Source organism: Streptomyces sp. NPDC043896, from assembly GCF_056435605.1.
Genome location: NZ_JBWKEE010000013.1, coordinates 180,139 through 196,906, shown reverse-complemented (window position 1 = coordinate 196,906; position 16,768 = coordinate 180,139). Strand labels below are relative to the sequence as shown.

At 71.9% G+C, this 16,768-nt stretch carries 15 protein-coding genes; 10 read left to right on the top strand and 5 right to left on the bottom strand.

All coding sequences use genetic code 11. The features are described 5' to 3' along the window. Window positions 1–133 precede the first annotated feature (133 nt). The 5 genes from AC069X_RS20780 (at window position 134) to AC069X_RS20760 (ending at window position 6,389) form a co-directional block, all read left to right on the top strand. Entirely contained in the window at window positions 134–2,080 is a 1,947-nt protein-coding gene (locus tag AC069X_RS20780; RefSeq protein WP_478730073.1) for a 2-oxoacid:acceptor oxidoreductase subunit alpha, read from the top strand. A 1-nt stretch (window position 2,081) separates the two neighbouring features. Further along, window positions 2,082–3,140 carry a 2-oxoacid:ferredoxin oxidoreductase subunit beta gene (locus AC069X_RS20775; protein WP_478730101.1) on the top strand — a complete coding sequence of 353 codons (1,059 nt, stop codon included), beginning with the start codon at window positions 2,082–2,084 and terminating at the stop codon, window positions 3,138–3,140. 211 nt (window positions 3,141–3,351) lie between these two features. Further along, window positions 3,352–4,383 (top strand): EamA family transporter RarD, encoded by a 1,032-nt coding sequence (rarD, locus tag AC069X_RS20770; RefSeq protein ID WP_478730072.1) that lies wholly within the window; start codon window positions 3,352–3,354, stop codon window positions 4,381–4,383. 242 nt (window positions 4,384–4,625) lie between these two features. Further along, a complete protein-coding gene (locus tag AC069X_RS20765; RefSeq protein WP_478730071.1) occupies window positions 4,626–5,942 on the top strand; it encodes a M28 family metallopeptidase in 1,317 nt (438 codons plus the stop codon). A 48-nt stretch (window positions 5,943–5,990) separates the two neighbouring features. After that, window positions 5,991–6,389: a hypothetical protein gene (locus tag AC069X_RS20760; RefSeq protein WP_478730070.1), complete on the top strand. Its 399-nt coding sequence runs from the start codon at window positions 5,991–5,993 to the stop codon at window positions 6,387–6,389. Here AC069X_RS20760 and AC069X_RS20755 read toward each other — a convergent pair. The 4 genes from AC069X_RS20755 to AC069X_RS20740 all read right to left on the bottom strand — a co-directional run bounded on the left by AC069X_RS20755 (window position 6,363) and on the right by AC069X_RS20740 (window position 9,528). Then, a complete protein-coding gene (locus AC069X_RS20755) occupies window positions 6,363–6,779 on the bottom strand; it encodes a hypothetical protein (RefSeq protein WP_478730069.1) in 417 nt (138 codons plus the stop codon). The genes AC069X_RS20760 and AC069X_RS20755 overlap by 27 nt on opposite strands. Beyond that, window positions 6,776–6,979 carry a hypothetical protein gene (locus AC069X_RS20750; RefSeq protein ID WP_234333790.1) on the bottom strand — a complete coding sequence of 68 codons (204 nt, stop codon included), beginning with the start codon at window positions 6,977–6,979 and terminating at the stop codon, window positions 6,776–6,778. The genes AC069X_RS20755 and AC069X_RS20750 overlap by 4 nt, the downstream gene beginning before the upstream one ends. A gap of 106 nt (window positions 6,980–7,085) precedes the next feature. After that, window positions 7,086–8,291 carry a LolA family protein gene (locus tag AC069X_RS20745; RefSeq protein WP_478730068.1) on the bottom strand — a complete coding sequence of 402 codons (1,206 nt, stop codon included), beginning with the start codon at window positions 8,289–8,291 and terminating at the stop codon, window positions 7,086–7,088. A gap of 226 nt (window positions 8,292–8,517) precedes the next feature. Then, complete coding sequence (locus AC069X_RS20740; RefSeq protein ID WP_007265838.1) at window positions 8,518–9,528, bottom strand: polyprenyl synthetase family protein; 1,011 nt, start codon at window positions 9,526–9,528, stop codon at window positions 8,518–8,520. 190 nt (window positions 9,529–9,718) lie between these two features. Here AC069X_RS20740 and AC069X_RS20735 point away from each other — a divergent pair, with 190 nt between their 5' ends. Both AC069X_RS20735 and AC069X_RS20730 read left to right on the top strand, forming a co-directional pair. After that, the gene (locus tag AC069X_RS20735) at window positions 9,719–10,801 is read left to right on the top strand and encodes a peptide MFS transporter (protein WP_478730067.1); all 1,083 of its coding nucleotides are present in this window, start codon (window positions 9,719–9,721) and stop codon (window positions 10,799–10,801) included. A 20-nt stretch (window positions 10,802–10,821) separates the two neighbouring features. Beyond that, window positions 10,822–12,831 carry a CocE/NonD family hydrolase gene (locus AC069X_RS20730; RefSeq protein ID WP_478730066.1) on the top strand — a complete coding sequence of 670 codons (2,010 nt, stop codon included), beginning with the start codon at window positions 10,822–10,824 and terminating at the stop codon, window positions 12,829–12,831. A gap of 20 nt (window positions 12,832–12,851) precedes the next feature. On the opposite strand, the gene AC069X_RS20725 is transcribed toward AC069X_RS20730, so the two are convergent. Further along, entirely contained in the window at window positions 12,852–13,658 is an 807-nt protein-coding gene (locus tag AC069X_RS20725) for a Cof-type HAD-IIB family hydrolase (protein WP_478730065.1), read from the bottom strand. A 405-nt stretch (window positions 13,659–14,063) separates the two neighbouring features. On the opposite strand from AC069X_RS20725, the gene fahA reads away from it, so the two are divergent. The 3 genes from fahA (at window position 14,064) to AC069X_RS20710 (ending at window position 16,756) form a co-directional block, all read left to right on the top strand. Continuing rightward, entirely contained in the window at window positions 14,064–15,287 is a 1,224-nt protein-coding gene (gene fahA / locus AC069X_RS20720; protein WP_478730064.1) for a fumarylacetoacetase, read from the top strand. Window positions 15,288–15,418: 131 nt separating this feature from the next. After that, window positions 15,419–16,051, top strand: a complete 633-nt coding sequence (locus AC069X_RS20715; RefSeq protein WP_478730063.1) for a hypothetical protein — start codon at window positions 15,419–15,421, stop codon at window positions 16,049–16,051. Between the two features lie 93 nt (window positions 16,052–16,144). Continuing rightward, window positions 16,145–16,756 carry a hypothetical protein gene (locus tag AC069X_RS20710; RefSeq protein WP_478730062.1) on the top strand — a complete coding sequence of 204 codons (612 nt, stop codon included), beginning with the start codon at window positions 16,145–16,147 and terminating at the stop codon, window positions 16,754–16,756. Window positions 16,757–16,768: the final 12 nt, after the last annotated feature.

Below are 16,768 nucleotides of genomic sequence, written 5' to 3'. Positions count from 1 at the left end.
GCACGACGTCTGTCGGACCGGCCGCCCCGAGAGGGGCGGTCCAGAATGCGGGCGACCCCAGGGCCTGACGTCCTCACGGACGTAGGGTTGGTTTTGGGAACGAGCGCCCCCGCCTCGAAGGAGGTCCAGTTCAGTGACCAGCCAGGTCAGTAGCCCGGCCGAGCAGGCCGACGGGGCCGGTGGGTCCATCGGGGAGCAGCGCACGGCGACTGCGTCCCATGGGACCGGCAAGGAAATCCGCCGTGTCGACCGGGTGATCATCCGCTTCGCGGGTGACTCGGGTGACGGTATGCAGCTGACGGGTGACCGTTTCACCTCGGAGACGGCGTCCTTCGGGAACGACCTGTCGACGCTGCCGAACTTCCCGGCCGAGATCCGGGCCCCTGCCGGGACCCTGCCCGGGGTGTCGTCGTTCCAGCTGCACTTCGCCGACCACGACATCCTCACCCCCGGCGACGCGCCGAACGTGCTGGTCGCCATGAACCCGGCCGCCTTGAAGGCGAACATCGGGGACGTACCGCGCGGCGCGGAGATCATCGTCAACACGGACGAGTTCACCAAGCGCCCCATGGCCAAGGTCGGCTACGACACCTCCCCCCTGGAAGACGGCTCGCTCTCCGCCTACAACATCCACCGGGTCCCGCTGACCACCCTGACGGTGGAGGCGCTGAAGGACTTCGGTCTCACCCGCAAGGAGGCCGAACGCAGCAAGAACATGTTCGCGCTGGGCCTGCTGAGCTGGATGTACCACCGGCCCACCGAGGGCACCGAGAACTTCCTGCGGCAGAAGTTCGCGAAGAAGCCCGAGATCGCCGAGGCGAACATCGTCGCCTTCCGCGCCGGCTGGAACTTCGGCGAGACGACCGAGGACTTCGCGGTCTCCTACGAGGTCGCCCCGGCCACCACGGCCTTCCCGACGGGCACCTACCGCAACATCTCCGGGAACCTGGCCCTCTCCTACGGGCTGATCGCCGCCGCCCGCCAGGCCGACCTGCCGCTCTACCTGGGCTCCTACCCGATCACCCCGGCCTCGGACATCCTGCACGAGCTGAGCAGGCACAAGAACTTCGGCGTGCGGACCTTCCAGGCCGAGGACGAGATCGCCGGCATCGGCGCCGCCCTCGGCGCGGCCTTCGGCGGCTCCCTCGCCGTCACCACCACCTCCGGCCCCGGCGTCGCCCTCAAATCCGAGACCATCGGCCTGGCGGTCTCCCTGGAGCTCCCGCTCCTGATCGTCGACATCCAGCGCGGCGGACCCTCCACCGGCCTGCCGACCAAGACCGAGCAGGCCGACCTCCTCCAGGCCATGTACGGCCGCAACGGCGAAGCCCCCGTCCCCGTCGTCGCCCCGCGCACCCCGGCCGACTGCTTCGACGCCGCACTCGACGCCGCCCGCATCGCCCTGACCTACCGCACCCCCGTCTTCCTGCTCTCCGACGGCTACCTCGCCAACGGCTCCGAACCCTGGCGGATCCCCGACGTGGCGGACCTGCCCGACCTGCGCCCGCAGTTCGCGACGGGCCCCAACCACACCCTGGCCGACGGCACCGAGGTGTTCTGGCCGTACAAACGGGACCCGCAGACCCTGGCCCGCCCGTGGGCGGTCCCCGGCACCCCCGGCCTCGAACACCGCATCGGCGGCATCGAGAAACAGGACGGCACCGGCAACATCAGCTACGACCCGGCCAACCACGACCTCATGGTCCGCACCCGCCAGGCCAAGACCGACAACATCCAGGTCCCCGACCTGGACGTCGACGACCCGGACGGCGCCCGCACCCTGGTCCTGGGCTGGGGCTCCACCTACGGCCCCATCACCGCCGCCGTCCGCCGCCTCCGCACCAGCGCCACCCCCATCGCCCAAGCCCACCTGCGCCACCTCAACCCCTTCCCGAGGAATCTCGGAGAGGTCCTGAAGCGTTACGACAAGGTAGTGGTGCCGGAGATGAACCTCGGGCAGCTGGCCACCCTGATCCGGGCGAGGTACCTGGTCGACGCCCAGTCGTACAACCAGGTCAACGGAATGCCCTTCAAAGCGGAGCAGCTCGCGAAGGTTCTCGAGGAGGCCATCAATGACTGAGGTGACCGACGCCCCCACCCTGCTCTCCCTGGTCCCCAAGGCCGAGGCGAAGCAGTCGATGAAGGACTTCAAGTCGGACCAGGAGGTCCGCTGGTGTCCCGGGTGCGGGGACTACGCGGTCCTGGCCGCCGTCCAGGGCTTCATGCCCGAGCTCGGCCTCGCCCGGGAGAACATCGTCTTCGTCTCCGGCATCGGCTGCTCCTCCCGCTTCCCGTACTACATGAACACCTACGGGATGCACTCCATCCACGGCCGCGCCCCCGCCATCGCCACGGGCCTGGCCACCTCCCGCCGCGACCTCTCCGTCTGGGTCGTCACCGGCGACGGCGACGCCCTCTCCATCGGCGGCAACCACCTCATCCACGCCCTCCGCCGCAACGTCAACCTCAAGATCCTCCTCTTCAACAACCGCATCTACGGCCTCACCAAGGGCCAGTACTCCCCCACCTCAGAACTCGGCAAGATCACCAAATCCACCCCCATGGGCTCCCTCGACGCCCCCTTCAACCCCGTCTCCCTCGCCCTCGGAGCCGAAGCCACCTTCGTCGCCCGCACCATCGACTCCGACCGCAAACACCTCACCGAAGTCCTCCGCCAGGCCGCCGACCACCCCGGCACCGCCCTGGTCGAGATCTACCAGAACTGCAACATCTTCAACGACGGCGCCTTCGACACCCTCAAAGACCAGGAACACGCCGAAGAAGCCGTCATCCGCCTCGAACACGGACACCCCATCCGCTTCGGCACCGACCGCACCAAGGGCATCACCCGCAACCCCCGCACCGGCGACCTCGAAGTCACCGAGATCACCGACGCCAACGCCCACCACGTCCTCGTCCACGACGCCCACGCCACCAGCCCCACCACCGCCTTCGCCCTCTCCCGCCTCGCCGACCCCGACACCCTCCACCACACCCCCATCGGCGTCTTCCGCAGCACCGAGCGGCCCGTCTACGACACCCTCATGGCCGACCAGCTCGAAACCGCCGTGGACCAGCGGGGCAAGGGTGACCTGGCGACCCTGCTCGCCGGCTCCGACACCTGGACCGTCGTCGGCTAGGGCGGCCCGTACGCGTACCCCCGGCAGCCCGGATCCCGCCACGGGGTCCGGGCTTCGCCTTGCGCCGCCCGGTTCCGGGGCCCGCCCGCCCCGGCCCGGCCCGGCCCCCGGGGTGTCATGAGTATCTCTCCGGTACGGGCATGACAGCAGCGCCGTACGGCGCTACCGTCGTGAGGTTGTGAGATTGGCTGGAAGTCGCACTGGAGGCCCCGTGAAGGCGGAGAACGAGCAGCGCACGGGTTTGCTCTACGGATTCGGCGCGTACGGGATGTGGGGGCTCGTCCCCCTCTTCTGGCCCCTCCTCAAGCCTTCCGGGGCGGTCGAGATCCTCGCCCACCGCATGGTCTGGTCACTGGCCGTGGTGGGTGTGGCACTGCTCGCGCTGCGGCGCTGGAGCTGGGTCGCCGAGATGGTCCGCCGGCCGCGCAAGCTCGGGCTGACGGCCCTGGCCGCGGCCGTGATCAGCGTGAACTGGGGCCTGTACATCTGGGCGGTCAACAACGGCCAGGTCGTCGAGGCCAGCCTCGGGTACTTCATCAACCCGCTGGTCACCATCGCCATCGGCGTCCTGGTGCTGGGCGAGCGGCTTCGCCGGGCCCAGTGGGCGGCCGTCGGGATCGGATTCGCCGCCGTCCTGGTGCTGGCCGTCGGCTACGGGCGGCTGCCGTGGATCTCGCTCACGCTGGCCTTCTCCTTCGCCACGTACGGGCTGATCAAGAAGAAGCTCGACATGGGCGGGCTGGAGTCACTGGCCGCCGAGACGGCCCTGCAGTTCCTGCCGGCCCTGGGCTACCTGGTGTGGCTGGGAATGCAGGGGCAGTCGACCTTCACCTCACAAGGGCTCGGGCACTCGGCGCTGCTGGCCGCTACGGGTCTGGTCACCGCGATCCCGCTGATCTGCTTCGGGGCGGCCGCGATCCGGGTGCCGCTGTCCACGCTGGGGCTGCTCCAGTACCTGGCTCCGGTGTTCCAGTTCGGGCTCGGGGTCCTCTACTTCCACGAGGCGATGCCGCCCGAGCGGTGGGCCGGCTTCTCCCTGGTCTGGGCCGCGCTGCTGATCCTGACCTGGGACGCACTGCGGAACGCCCGGCGCTCGCGGACCCTGCTCGCCGAGGCCTCCACCGGCTCCGCGGCAGTCCAGGGGGGCGCCCCCGAGGCCGCCGCGGCCGGTTCCGGTACGGGAGGGGCGGCGGGCACCGCGGCGGCCGGCACGGACCCGGCACCGAGCCGCGGGCCCGCGTAGGCCGGCGCCCCGGGTGGGGGCGTAACCGCACACTCATACACCACACGATCCCCGGTACGGAACATCCGTACCGGGGATCGTCCGTTTTCCGAACTACCCCGACCGGATTGTGGTCTTGACGGATAGTCACACTCTCACTGAACATCAGGCTCGCACTGACGCACCAACGCTCACCTGCACGATTCCCGCACGTTCCGTCTCATCCCCAACGGATCATCCCAACGGAATCCCGGAGCCCCCACATGAGCCTGTCCGTCTCCCGGCGTCTTGCCGCCGCGACCGCGATCGCGGTCGCGGGCCTGCTGGCCGCCACCTCCCCCGCCGCGCTCGCGGCCCCCACGGCCGTCGCCGCGGCGCCGACGCCGCCCGACATCCCGCTGGCGAACGTCAAGGCGCACCTGTCGCAGCTCCAGACCATCGCCACCAACAACGGCGGCAACCGCGCCCACGGCCGGGCCGGCTACAAGGCCTCGATCGACTACGTGAAGGCCAAGCTGGACGCGGCGGGCTTCACCACCACCCTGCAGACCTTCACCTCCAGCGGCGCGACGGGCTACAACCTGATCGCCGACTGGCCGGGCGGCGACCCCAACTCGGTCCTGATGTCCGGCTCCCACCTGGACTCGGTGAGCTCGGGCCCCGGCATCAACGACAACGGCTCCGGCTCGGCGGCCGTGCTGGAGGCCGCGCTCGCGGTGTCCCGCGCCAACCTCCAGCCGACCAAGCACCTGCGCTTCGGCTGGTGGGGCGCGGAGGAGCTGGGCCTCGTCGGCTCGAAGTACTACGTCAACAGCCTGCCGGCGGCGGAGAAGGCGAAGATCTCCGGCTACCTCAACTTCGACATGATCGGCTCGCCGAACCCGGGCTACTTCGTCTACGACGACGACCCGACGATCGAGCAGACCTTCAAGAACTACTACGCGGGCCTCGGCGTCCCCACCGAGATCGAGACCGAGGGCGACGGCCGCTCCGACCACGCGTCCTTCAAGAATGCGGGCATAGCCGTCGGCGGCCTGTTCACCGGCGCCAGCAACAGCAAGACCTCGGCCCAGGCCCAGAAGTGGGGCGGCACCGCCGGCCAGGCCTTCGACCGCTGCTACCACTCGTCCTGCGACACCACGTCGAACATCAACGACACCGCGCTGGACCGCAACTCCGACGCGATCGCCTACGCGATCTGGAACCTCGGCGCGGCCACCCCGGTCCCGCCCGGCCCGTCCTTCGAGAACACCGCGGACGTGAACATCCCGGACTCGCCCGCCGCCGCGGTGACCTCGCCGATCACGGTCTCGGGCGTCGCGGGCAACGCGCCGGCCACCACCAAGGTCGACGTGAACATCGTCCACACCTACCGCGGTGACCTGGTGATCGACCTGATCGCCCCGGACGGCACGCCGTACCGGCTGAAGAACTCCAGCTCGGACTCCGCCGACAACCTGGTCACCAGCTACACGGTGAACGCCTCCAGCGAGGTGGCCAACGGCGTCTGGAAGCTCCAGGTCAAGGACGTGGCCGCGCAGGACGTCGGCTACATCAACTCCTGGAAGATCACCTTCTGAACCAGGGTGGTCTAGACCTCTAGGGCTCCGGCATGGTCTCATCTGATCATGCCGGAGCTCATCGCCGCCCTGTTCAGCCTGCTCGCCCAGGCAGCCGCCGCCGTCAACCCCGCACTCCTGGTGCGCAGACGGCGGCGGCTCCGGCGTCTCGCGGACCACGCGCGGGGCGTCGCCGTACGGGTCCCCTGCGACTTGCGGGACCGCGAGCTCACCGCGGGCCGGTGGTGCGAGGGCCTGCTGGAGCTGCCCCCGGGCGGCGCCGCCGGGCCGGTGCACTGGCGGGGCGAGGGCGCCCCGGCCGCCCGGCCGGCGTGGTTCCCGCCCCTGGAACCCGTCTCCGCCGACGAGCTCAGCGTCGCCTTCCGCTCCGAGGACGGCGCGACAGAGCTGCGCCTGCACCCCGACGAGGCACCGATGGTGCTACGCCTCCTCCGCGGCGGGGCGTAGCGAGGCGGACATCGGCTCCTGGATGCGGACGCGCAGCCGCTGCGCGACCTCGGACACGTCGGCGCGGCCCAGCTTCGCGGCCTCCACCAGGTCGCCGAGTTCCTCGGGTGAGGGCAGCCGCTTCGCGCCGGCCACCCGCAGGTACGAGCGGGTGGCGGCGGCGGCGTAGAACTCGTTCATCGGGGATTCCAGCGCGGGGCAGACGGCGAGCGTGTGCAGGAAGGCCGCGGCCCGCCAGGCGGTGTCGGGTGCGGGCTGCTCCGGGACCATGACCAGGTCGTTCTGGTGGCGGGCGACGGCGGCGGCGACTCCGGAGGGGTCCCACACGGCGGGATCCGACGGCAGATGGTGGGCCAGCGCGGTCCAGGCCCACTCCATGGTGATCTTCAATTGCCGAACCGCTCCTGGAAGTAGCCCCAGTGGTCGGCGAACTCCTCTATGCCGGAGAGGAACGTCTTCCGGTCCTCGTCGAGTTCGCGTTCCGTGACCTCGGTGATGAGCGCGGTGACCGTCGTCCCCAACGCCGCCGCGCGCGCCTTGAGGCGTTCATGGAACTCTTCGTCCAGGCGGATGGTGACGTGTCTCGACATGTCCATCACCGTACAGCCGGAGCGCTGTACGCAGGAGGGGAACGGCACAAGGGTGGCCCGGGACACAGGTCCCGGGCCACCCTCGCGGCGTCCCTGCGGGCGGCCGCTACTTGGCGGAGTCGGCCGTCCGGACCAGCTGGTCCTTGGTGACCGCGCCGACGTAGACCTTGCCGTCGTCCGTGATCAGCGCGTTGACCAGGCGGGTCGAGAAGATGCGGCCCTCGCCGAACTTCCCGGAGACCTTGTCACCGAGGGAGTTCAGGAACTGCTGGGCCTCCTTGGGCGCGTTCTTGTCGTTCTCCAGGTCCCTGAGGGACTTGCCGGCCTGGCCGGCGCCCGAGTCGATGCGCGCGACGGTGGACCAGCCCTCGCCGAGGACCTTCACGTCGCCCTTGCCGTTCGCCCCGCCGGCCAGGTCGCCGAGGCCGGGGAAGGCCTCCAGGGCCTTGAGCGGCTTGTCGTCCTTCTGTCCCTTGCCGTGCTCGGTGCCCTCCGTCACCTTGGCGCCCTTGGGCGGGGTGAAGGCGAAGGTGTCGGCGGCGGGCTTGGCGAAGTCGACCTGGGTGAAGCCCGCGTCGACGATCGGCTTGCCGCCCTGGCTGGAGAGCAGCTGGATGCGCAGCGGCACGCCGTTCTTGGCGTCGACCGCGATCTGCACCGAGCCGACGGTGGAGCCGGTCTGCTTGGGCTTGAGGACCAGCTGGTAGGCGTCGCGGCCGGCGACCTGCGCCGTGTCGCCGACGCTGATGTCGGTGGTGGGGCCGGCGGTCTTGAGGACCTCCTGGGCCAGCTCCTGCGGCGAGGCCGGCAGGCGCTCGCCGGCCTTCTTGTGGTCCGGGCCGGCGCCCTGGCCGTCCGTCTCGTGGAAGACCTCGTTGGACTTGGAGTCGTAGCCCCAGACGTCCTTGCCGTTGTGGACGAGGGTGTACTCGTCCTTGCCGTCGAGGAACGTCAGCTTCTGGCGGTCCGGGCCGTCGGCCGCGACGCGGAAGGTGTGCGTGCCGTTCGCCAGCTGCGCGATCTTGTCCTCGGGGTTCGCCGAGCCGCCCGCGAGCCCGCCGCCGCCCAGCAGCCCGGAGGCGATCTTCGGCAGACCGAGGTCGGTGGTGATCTTGGCGGTGCCGGAGAGCTGCTCCACGTCGGAGGCGGCGACCTTCTCGATCAGCTGCTGCGCCGTCAGCTTGGGCAGGTCCGGGCTTCCGGCGTTGGCGAAGGCCGGGACCATCGCGACGGTTGCCGCGGCGACCCCTGCCACGGCGACCGGTACGGCGTACCGGGCGGCCTTGCGCGAGGTCTTCGTGTTCGCTGCCATCTCAGTGCCCTGCCCTCTTGTCCAGGGCGGCGACCCTTGTCGCCGCACTCACCCGATCCGGTGGGGTTTCGATGTATCCATCTGACCAAATCGGGGAGCGCGGGGCGTCAGCCCCCGGAATCAACTCCGCGTACGACCGTGGGATGACACGGGAAGGGCCCCTCCGCCCCGACCCGTAGGGGTCATGGAGGCGGAGGGGCCCATTCCGGAAGCGGTCGCGCGGGCCTCAGCCCGCGCGGTGGACCACCGCGTCGCACAGCTCCTCCAGCGCCGACTTCGCGAAGCACTCCGGCAGCGGGGCGAGCGTGGCGCGCGCGTCCTCCGCGTACTGGACGGTGTCGCGGCGGGCCTGCTCCAGCGCGGGGTGCACCCGCAGCCGGGCGAGGACCTCGGCGTGCCGGGCGTCGTCGGTGAGGTCGCCGTCCAGCAGGGCGACGAGCTCCAGGTCCTCGGGGCGCCGGTCCCGCTCGGCCATCTCGCGCAGCCGCAGCACGGGCAGGGTCGGGATGCCCTCGCGCAGGTCGGTGCCCGGGGTCTTGCCCGACTCGTGCGAGTCGGAGGCGATGTCGAGGACGTCGTCCGCGAGCTGGAAGGCGGTGCCGAGGCGCTCGCCGTACTGCGTCAGGATGTCGACGACGGACTCGTCGGCGCCGGACATCAGCGCGCCGAAGCGGCCGGAGACGGCGATCAGCGAGCCGGTCTTGCCGGCGATGACGTCCAGGTAGTGGGCGACCGGGTCGCGGCCGTCGCGCGGGCCGGCCGTCTCCAGGATCTGGCCGGTCACGAGCCGCTCGAACGCCTCGGCCTGGATGCGCACGGCCTCCGGCCCGAGGTCCGCGAGGATGTGCGACGCACGGGCGAACAGGAAGTCACCCGTCAGGACCGCCACGGAGTTGCCCCAGCGGGTGTTGGCGCTCTCCACCCCGCGGCGCACGTCCGCCTCGTCCATGACGTCGTCGTGGTAGAGCGTCGCCAGGTGGGTCAGCTCCACGACCACCGCGGACGGCACGATCCCGGGCGCGTAGGGGTCGCCGAAGCGGGAGGCCAGCATCACCAGCAGCGGCCGGAAGCGCTTGCCTCCGGCGCGCACCAGATGCTGCGCGGCCTCGGTGATGAAGGGGACTTCGCTCTTGGTGGCCTCCAGCAGACCCGCCTCGACGGCGGCCAGTCCGGCCTGGACATCGGTCTCAAGAGCCTGGTCCCGCACGCTCAGTCCGAACGGCCCGACGACGGTCACGAGGGGTACTCCTGTCTGCTGACGATCACGCTGACGATCACATGGATTGTCGATGTGTCGCTGCCATCACTCAAGCCAGCGTATCCGGTCTGTTTTCGATCACCGAGAGCGCCTGTCCGGTTGCCGCGCACGCGCGGTCCGATCCACCCCGGTATGTTCGGTGAGAGCCGAAACAACCGGAGAATGCGTTTTGTCCAGAACTGCTACCGACATCGACGGGCCGTCCGCCCCCGGGGCGGGCCGGCCGCCGCACCCCGCAGACCACGGATTCCTCGGACATCCCAAGGGCCTGGCCACGCTCTCCGGCCTGGAGGTCTGGGAGCGGTTCTCCTTCCTGGGCATGCAGGCCATCCTCGTCCTCTACTTCGCGGACACCGTGGCCCGCGGCGGCCTCGGCATGGACCCGGCCACCGCCGCCTCCGTCTCGGCGGCCTACGGCACCATGGTCTACCTCGTCTCCGTGGCTGGCGGCTGGCTCGCCGACCGGATCCTCGGCTCGTACCGCGCCGTCCTGGCCGGCGGCGTCCTCATCGCCTGCGGCCACTACGCCATGGCCGTCCCCGCCACCGCCATGACCTGGACCGGACTCGGCCTGATCAGCGCGGGCACCGGCCTGCTCAAGCCCAACGTGGCCAGCATGGTCGGCAGGCTCTACCGCACGGACGACGAGCGGCGCGACGCCGGCTTCGCCCTCTACTACACGGCCATCAACATCGGCGCCTTCGCCGGACCGCTGGTCACCGGCTGGCTCGGCGATCACCGCGGCTGGCACTGGGGCTTCTCCGCCGCCGCCGTCGGCATGACCGCGGGACTGGTCCAGTACGTCCTCGGACGCCGCCGGCTGCCCGGACGCAGGCTCTCCGCCGCGTACGCGCTGCCGCCCGACGCGATGCGCACCGCCGTCCGGCGGATCGCCGCCGGGGGCCTCGCCGCCGCCGCGCTCGCCACCCTCCTGGCGGGTATCGGCTGGTTGACGATGGGCCGTTTCGTCGACCTGCTGACCCTCGTCTCGGTGATCGCCCCCGTCGTCTTCTTCACGCTCATGTCCGCCACCACGAAGCTCGCCCCCCGCGCCTACGCCGGCCAGACGATGGCCCTGTGGTTCCTGTCCCTGGCCCTGGCCAACGGCATCCAGGCCCAGGTCGTCAAGGTCTACGGCCACGTCTCCCACCCCGTGTACTTCGGCGTCAACGGCGCCGTCGCGGTCGCCGCGGGCCTCGCCGTGATCGCGGCGGCACCCTGGCTGCGCCGCACGATGCATCCCGTCCACTGAGGGGCCGGTGAAGGAACCCGATGATCATCCGTACCGACTTCCCGTACGCCACCACCCACGAGGACGTCCGGATCCCGATGGCCGACGGGGTGGAGCTCTACGCCCGGATCTGGCGGCCGGTCACGGACGAGCCCGTCCCCGCCCTGCTGGAGTACCTCCCGTACCGGCTGACCGACTGGACCGCGCCCCGCGACCGCCAGCGCCACCCCTGGTACGCCGGCCACGGCTACGCCTCCGTACGCGTCGACGTGCGCGGCCACGGGTGCAGCGGGGGCCGGCCCGGCGACGAGTACGACGCCCGGGAACTGGCCGACGGGGTCGCGGTGGTGGAGTGGCTCGCGGCCCGGCCGTGGTGCACGGGGGCGGTGGGCATGTTCGGGATCTCCTGGGGCGGCTTCAACAGCCTCCAGACCGCCGCGCTGGCACCGCCCGCGCTGAAGGCCGTCGTCACCGTCTGCTCGACGGACGACCGCTACGACAACGACGTCCACTACATGGGCGGCTCGGTGCTCGCCGTCGACATGCACGCCTGGGCCGCCACCATGCTGGCCTTCGCCTCCCGCCCGCCGGACCCGCGCTACGCCGGCGACGGCTGGCGGGAGCAGTGGCTGGACCGGCTGGAGGGCGTGGAGCCACTGATCCACACCTGGCTCTCCCACCAGACCCGCGACGCCTACTGGCGCCACGGCAGCGTCTGCGAGGACTACGGGGCGATCGGCGCGGCCGTGCTCGCGGTGGGCGGCTGGCACGACCCCTACCGGGACGCGGTGCTGCGGCTGGTCTCCCGCCTGCCCGCCTCCCGGGTGCGCGGCCTGATCGGGCCCTGGTCGCACCAGTACCCGGACCGGGGACTGCCGCCGGGGCCGGCGATCGGCTTCCTCCAGGAGACCCTGCGCTGGTGGGACCACTGGCTCAAGGGCGCCGACAACGGGGTGATGGACGAACCGCTGCTGCGCGCGTGGATCAGCGGCTCGCACCCGCCCGCCACCGTGTACGAGGAGCTGCCGGGCCGCTGGGCCGGCGAGAAGGCGTGGCCGTCGCCGTCGGTCGTGCCCGTCTCGTACGGACTCCAGGGCGCGCCGGTGGCCGTCGCCTCGCCGCAGCACACCGGGCTGGACGCCGGGCGGTTCTTCCCCTTCGGCAACGAGGCCGACCTGCCGCCGGACCAGCGGGAGGAGGACGCGAAGTCGGCCTGCTTCGAGTTCCCGGTGCCGGTGGACGCCGGCGAGCCGGTCGAGGTCCTCGGCCGGCCCTCCGTCACGCTCCGGCTGCGGATGGACGTCCCCTACGGGCAGGTCGTGGCGCGGCTGTGCGACGTCGCCCCCGACGGGGCGTCGACGCTGGTCACGCGCGGGGCGCTGAACCTGTCGGCGCGGCACGGCCGGGACCGGGCGGTGCCGTGGCGGGCGGGCGCGTACGAGGACGTCACCTTCGAGCTGAACGGCATCGGCCACTCCTTCCCGCCGGGGCACCGGATCCGGCTCGCGGTGTCGTCCGCGTACTGGCCGTGGATCTGGCCCCGGGCCGGCTCGGAGGCCGGCTGGACCCTGGACCCGGCGGGCAGCACGCTGGAGCTCCCGGTCCGCGCGGGCTCCCCCCTCGACGCGGGGATCGCCTTCGGGCCGCCGGAGCAGGCGGAGCCGCTGGGGGTGGTCCACCCGGAGACGCTGGACGCGCCGCGTCCGGAACGGGTCGTCGTACGGGACGTCGCGCGCGGGGTGTGGCGGCTGGAGGTGGACCCCCGGTACGGGGGGACGCGGGTGTACCCGGACGGGCTGGAGTACGAGGAGGACGCGGCGGAGGTGTACGAGATCCAGCAGTCGGACCCCCTCTCCGCCCGCACCCGCTCGGACTGGCACATCCGGCTGCACCGGCCGGAGCTGGGCTGGGACGCCCGGGTGGAGACCCGCTCCGAGATCTCGTGCGACGAGGGCGGCTTCCTCACGTCGAACGAGGTCGTGTGCCGTGAGGGCGACGAGGTCGTCTTCCACCGCACCTGGGAACGCCGTCTCCCCCGTGCGGCGGGCTGAGAGCGGCCGCGCCCGACGCGTCAGCGGAACAGCCGCTCCAGGACGACCGCGATGCCGTCCGCCTCGTTCGACAGGGTCACCTCGTCGGCGACGGCCACCAGTTCACGGTGGGCGTTGGCCATCGCCACGCCGTGCGCGGCCCACGCGAACATCGGGATGTCGTTCGGCATGTCGCCGAAGGCGATCGTCGATTCGGCCGCGACCTCCAGGACCGCCGCCGCCCGCGCGAGCCCGGTCGCCTTGTCGACGCCGGGCGGCTGGAGTTCCACCGTGTGCTCCCCCGCCATCGTGACGTTCACCAGGTCCCCGACCACCGACCGCGCCACCCGGGTCAGTTCGTCGTCGTCCAGCCTCGGGTGCTGGAGCAGCACCTTGTTGATCGGCGACGACCACAGCTCGCCGCGCCCGCGCACCCGCACCATCGGCAGGTGCGGGTGCGGCATGCGGTAGCCGGGGCCCACCAGCATCTCCGCGTCCAGCCCCTCCTGGTTGACCGCGACGTACACCTCGCCGATCTCCGCCTCGATCTTGCCGAGGGCCACCTCGGCCAGGCCCCGGTCCATCGCGACGGAGTGCAGCAGGATTCCGCGCGCCGCGTCGTACACCTGCGCGCCCTGCCCGCACACCGCGAGCCCCGAGTAACCGAGGTCGTCCAGGACGTGCCGGATCTGTGGGACCGGGCGGCCGGTGACGACGATGTGCCGGGCGCCGGCCGCGCGCGCCGTCGCGAGGGCCGTGCAGGAGCGGGCGGAGACGGTGTCACCGGCGCGCAGCAGAGTCCCGTCCAGGTCGGTGGCGATCAAGGCATAGGGGAGGGCGGAAGTCACCCCGCCAAGGATACGGACCCCCTTGGACAAGTCCTACAATTGGCGTCTTCTCCACCTGAAGGTGGAGGATTCCCGCCCGGCGCCCACGATGAGCAGGACCTTCGGGCGGTTCCTGCCTCTCGGCCCGCCCGGCCGCCGGGAGTTGGCGATCTTGGGCGCCGGTTCCGGGCAGCCCCGGTGGCCGTGACGCGGCCGCACGGACAGACCGTACGGCCCCCGCGACGGCAGCCCGTACGAAATGACTCCATGTGAGCGGAAGCAACAATTTCTGCCCCTTTTCGTCTTCCCGGGTGTGTTTCATCTCCGCTCGGGCACCCGAGCTTTCACCCGGGATCCTGGGTAGCGTGTCCCGCACCGTGTCTACCGGGACACCCCCGGACCCCCTCGAAAGCGAGGCAGCACCCCATGCCCCAGCAGAGCCCCCTCGATGTCCCCGAGGGCGACCCGTTCGGGCCGCACAACCTCCCCTACGGCGTCTTCACCACCCCGGCGGAGCCGGAGCGCCGCCGGGTCGGCGTGCGCATCGGCGGGTACGTGCTCGACGCGGGGGCCGTGGCCGTCGCGCTCGGCTCCCCGTACGCCGGGCTGCTCGCCCAGGGTTCCCTCAACCCGCTGCTGGCCGCCGGCCGCACCGCCTGGCGCGACGTGCGCCGTGCGCTGACCGCCTGGGTCACCGACCCCGGACACCGGGAGACGGTCGAGCCGCACCTCCTCCCCCTCGACGGCGTCGTCCTGCACCTGCCGTACGAGGTCGCCGACTACGTCGACTTCTACGCCAGCGAGCACCACGCCACCAACGTCGGACGGATCTTCCGCCCGGACGGCGACGCGCTCACCCCCAACTGGAAGCACCTGCCCATCGGTTACCACGGCCGGTCCGGCACGATCGTGGTCTCGGGCACGGACGTCGTACGCCCCTCCGGGCAGCGGAAGGCGCCCACTGACCCGGCGCCGGTCTTCGGGCCGTCGGTGAAGCTCGACATCGAGGCCGAGGTCGGCTTCGTCGTCGGCGCCCCCTCCGAGATGGGCCGTCCGGTCGCGCTCGGCGACTTCGAGGAGCACGTCTTCGGACTGTTCCTGCTCAACGACTGGTCCGCCCGCGACATCCAGGCCTGGGAGTACGTGCCGCTGGGCCCCTTCCTCGGGAAGTCCTTCGCCACCTCCGTCTCCGCCTGGGTGACCCCCCTGGAGGCCCTGGACGCGGCCCGGGTCGCCCCGCCCGCCCGGGACTTCCCGCTCCTGCCCTACCTGGACGACGCCGACGTCGACCGCCCCGGCGGCTTCGACCTGCACATCACCGTCTCCATCAACGGGCAGGAGGTCGCCCGGCCGCCGTTCGCCTCCATGTACTGGACCGCCGCCCAGCAGCTGGCCCACATGACCGTCAACGGCGCCTCGCTGCGCACCGGCGACGTCTTCGGCTCGGGCACGGTCAGCGGCCCGGAGGCCGGCCAGCGGGGCTCGCTGCTGGAGCTCACCTGGAACGGCCGGGACGCGGTCGAACTCGCCGACGGCAAGCGCACCTTCCTGGAGGACGGTGACACGGTCACCCTGACCGCCTGGGCCCCGGGCGCCGACGGCACCCGCGTCGGCCTCGGCGAGGTCACCGGGCGCATCACCGCCGCCTGACGGGACGGGGGCGGCGGGGGTCTCCCGCCGCCCCCGCTCACGCCACCCCCGCTCACGCGCCTGCTCCCGCCGCCTACTCCGGCCGCGCCGCCCGAGTGGCGGGGCCCCGGGGCCGAGGTGACGCTGCTCGCATGGCCCCTCGTACCGCACAGCTCGCCCCCCTGGCCCTCGCGGCCACCGCCTCCCTCGCCCTCGGCGCCGCTCCCGCCGCCCCCGCGGCCACGCCCAGCGCCCAACTGGCCGCGACCTACCGGGCAACCGCCAAGTACCACGAGCACCGCCTGGCCGTCGCGGCCGGCTACGTCCCCGACAAGTACTGCGTCGTCAACCCGAGTGGCGGCGCCGGGGCGCTCGGCTACCCGCACTTCAACCACGCCTACGACGGCTCCACCGACCCGAAGAAGCCCACCGCCCTGCTCTACGAGGGTGACGGCGCCGGGCGCTGGCGGCTGGCCGGCCTCGAATGGATGGTCGTCGACCGCGACGGCCGCGCCGACACCGACGACGACCGCCCCTCCCTGTTCGGACAGCCCTTCCGCGGCCCGCTGCCCGCCCGGTACGCGGGCCAGAAGGTGCACTACTCGCTGCACCTGTGGCTGTGGAAGAAGAACCCGTCCGGGCGCTTCGAGCCCTTCAACCCCTCGGTCGTCTGCCGCCCCGGCACCACCCGCCCGCGCCCCGCCGCACCGGCCGCCCCGTCGGCCCCGGCCGCCGCCCCGGCCGCCGCCCCGGCCGCCGCCCCGCAGGCCGGCCCCGCCGCCTGACCCCCCGTTCGGGGGCCCGCCGCGTGCGGGGCCCCGGCCGCCCCGGGATGGTGGACGAAAGCCCTCCGGGACCCCCGAACACCAGGAGCTCCCATGCCCGTACCGCGCACCGCCAAGGTCCTCTTCGCCGTCTCCGTCGCCGGCGCCTCGATGTTCCTCGCGGCCCTGCCCCCGGCCCAGGCCGTCGAAGGGCCCGCGCCCGACCCCCGCGACAAGCGGGCGATGCGCGACATGGCCACGGCGATCGCGGTGACCGCGAAGTACGTGGACGAACGCCAGGCCGTCAAGGACGGGTACGTGAAGCACGGCGAGTGCATGAACAACCCGTTCGGCACCGGCTCCATGGGCTACCACTACGTCAAGGACGCCCACTGGGGTTCGACCGACCCCAGCAAGCCCACCGCGCTCGTCTACAGCGCGGAGACCGACGAACACGGCCGGCGCAAGCTCCAGGCCGTGGAGTGGATGGTCAGCGACGGGGACCAGGACCTGACCACCAAGAACGACCGGCCCAGCATGTTCGGCCTGCCCTTCGACGGGCCGATGCCCGGCCACTGGGCGGGCATGCCCAAGCACTACGACCTGCACATGTGGGCGTACGAGGACAACCCGGCGGGCCGCTTCCACAACTGGAACACGGCCCTGAAGTGCCCCGGGACCACCGCCGCCACCCCTCCCAACCCCATGCACGCCGACCACGGGTGACGCTCCCCGCCC

Coding starts and splice junctions, on each gene's coding strand:
- fahA (WP_478730064.1), top strand. CDS start 14,064: ATGCCCCAGCAGAGCCCCCTCGATGTCCCCGAGGGCGACCCGTTCGGG.
- AC069X_RS20715 (WP_478730063.1), top strand. CDS start 15,419: ATGGCCCCTCGTACCGCACAGCTCGCCCCCCTGGCCCTCGCGGCCACC.
- AC069X_RS20745 (WP_478730068.1), bottom strand. CDS start 8,291: ATGGCAGCGAACACGAAGACCTCGCGCAAGGCCGCCCGGTACGCCGTA.
- AC069X_RS20765 (WP_478730071.1), top strand. CDS start 4,626: ATGAGCCTGTCCGTCTCCCGGCGTCTTGCCGCCGCGACCGCGATCGCG.
- AC069X_RS20730 (WP_478730066.1), top strand. CDS start 10,822: ATGATCATCCGTACCGACTTCCCGTACGCCACCACCCACGAGGACGTC.
- AC069X_RS20750 (WP_234333790.1), bottom strand. CDS start 6,979: ATGTCGAGACACGTCACCATCCGCCTGGACGAAGAGTTCCATGAACGC.
- AC069X_RS20710 (WP_478730062.1), top strand. CDS start 16,145: ATGCCCGTACCGCGCACCGCCAAGGTCCTCTTCGCCGTCTCCGTCGCC.
- AC069X_RS20760 (WP_478730070.1), top strand. CDS start 5,991: ATGCCGGAGCTCATCGCCGCCCTGTTCAGCCTGCTCGCCCAGGCAGCC.